This is a genomic window from Streptomyces sp. NPDC019937 (assembly GCF_040631655.1).
Classification (GTDB): Bacteria; Actinomycetota; Actinomycetes; order Streptomycetales; family Streptomycetaceae; genus Streptomyces.
Genome location: NZ_JBEYAL010000118.1, coordinates 1 through 1,566 on the forward strand (window position 1 = coordinate 1; position 1,566 = coordinate 1,566).

Sequence of the window (1,566 nt, forward strand, 5' to 3'; positions counted from 1 at the left end):
GGTGTGGCTCCGGCTGAGGGTCGTCGTGTGGTGTTCGTTTTCCCTGGTCAGGGTTCGCAGTGGGTGGGGATGGGGGCCGGACTGCTGGATGCGTGCCCGGTGTTTGCGGGGGCGGTGGCGGAGTGCGCTGCGGTGCTGGATCCGTTGACGGGCTGGTCGCTGGTCGAGGTGCTGCGTGGTGGTGATGAGGCTGCTCTTGGGCGTGTTGATGTGGTGCAGCCGGCGTTGTGGGCGGTGATGGTGTCGCTGGCCCGGACCTGGCGGCATTATGGCGTGGAGCCTGCCGCGGTCGTGGGGCATTCGCAGGGGGAGATCGCTGCGGCCTGTGTGGCTGGGGGCTTGAGTCTTGCCGATGGTGCGCGGGTGGTGGCCCTGCGGAGCCGGGCGATCGCCCGGATCGCTGGTGGGGGCGGCATGGTCTCCATCAGCCTCCCGGCCGACCGCGTCCGCACCATGCTGGAGGAGTTCGACGGCCGGATATCGGTCGCCGCGGTCAACGGCCACTCGTCCACCGTGGTCTCCGGCGATACCAAGGACTTGGACGCGTTCGTAGCACTCTGTCAGGTGCATGACCTGCGTGTCCGTCGTATCCCGGTGGACTATGCCTCCCACTCCGCGCAGATGGATCAGTTACGCGACGAGCTGCTGGAGGCGCTGGCGGACATCGCTCCACAGCGTTCCAGCGTGCCGTTCTTCTCGACGGTTACGGCGGACTGGCTGGACACGACCGCCCTGGACGCCGGGTACTGGTTCACCAACCTGCGGGAGACCGTCCGGTTCCAAGAAGCCGTCGAAGGCCTTGTCGCACAGGGAATGGGCGCGTTCATCGAGTGCAGCCCGCACCCCGTCCTCGTCCCGGGCACCGCAGAAACACTCGACGCCTTCGACGCCGACGCTGTCGCACTGTCGTCGCTGCGGCGGGACGAAGGCGGCCTGGATCGGCTCTTCACATCCCTCGCGGAAGCGTTCGTGAAGGGTGTGGAGGTCGACTGGACCCGAGTATTCGAGGGTGGGCGCCCGCGCATCGTCGATCTGCCCACCTACGCCTTCCAGCGACAGCACTACTGGCTGCACGAAGAGCCGTTGCAAGAGCCGGTCGATGAGGCGTGGGATGCCGAGTTCTGGTCTGTAGTCGAACGCGGCGATGCCACAGCCGTGTCCGACTTGCTGAACACAGACGCCGAGGCTTTGCGCACGGCGTTGCCGGCCTTGTCGTCGTGGCGGCGGCGTCGGGTGGAGCAGCGACGGCTTCAGGACTGGCGTTATCGGGTGGAGTGGAAGTCTTGTCCGGCCGCGCTTGATGAGGTGATCGGTGGTGGTTGGTTGTTCGTTGTGCCGCAGGGCTTGGGGGATGATGTCGCCGTTGCGCGGGTAGTGGCTGCTGTCACGGCCCGGGGTGGCGAGGTCAGTGTCGTGGAGCTCGATCCGACCCGTCCTGACCGCCGGGCTTACGCCGATGCTGTCGCGGGCTGCGGTGTGACCGGGGTCGTGTCGTTTTTGTCCTGGGATGATCGGCGGCACTCGGAGCATCCTGTTGTTCCCGCCGGACTGGCTGCGTCGCTGGTG

General features: G+C 66.9%; 1 protein-coding gene. It reads left to right on the forward strand.

What is annotated here, in order from left to right:
* Positions 1-27: 27 nt before the first annotated feature.
* A partial coding sequence (locus ABZ562_RS41110; RefSeq protein WP_361490578.1) for an acyltransferase domain-containing protein occupies positions 28-1,566 on the forward strand: 1,539 nt, incomplete at its 3' end.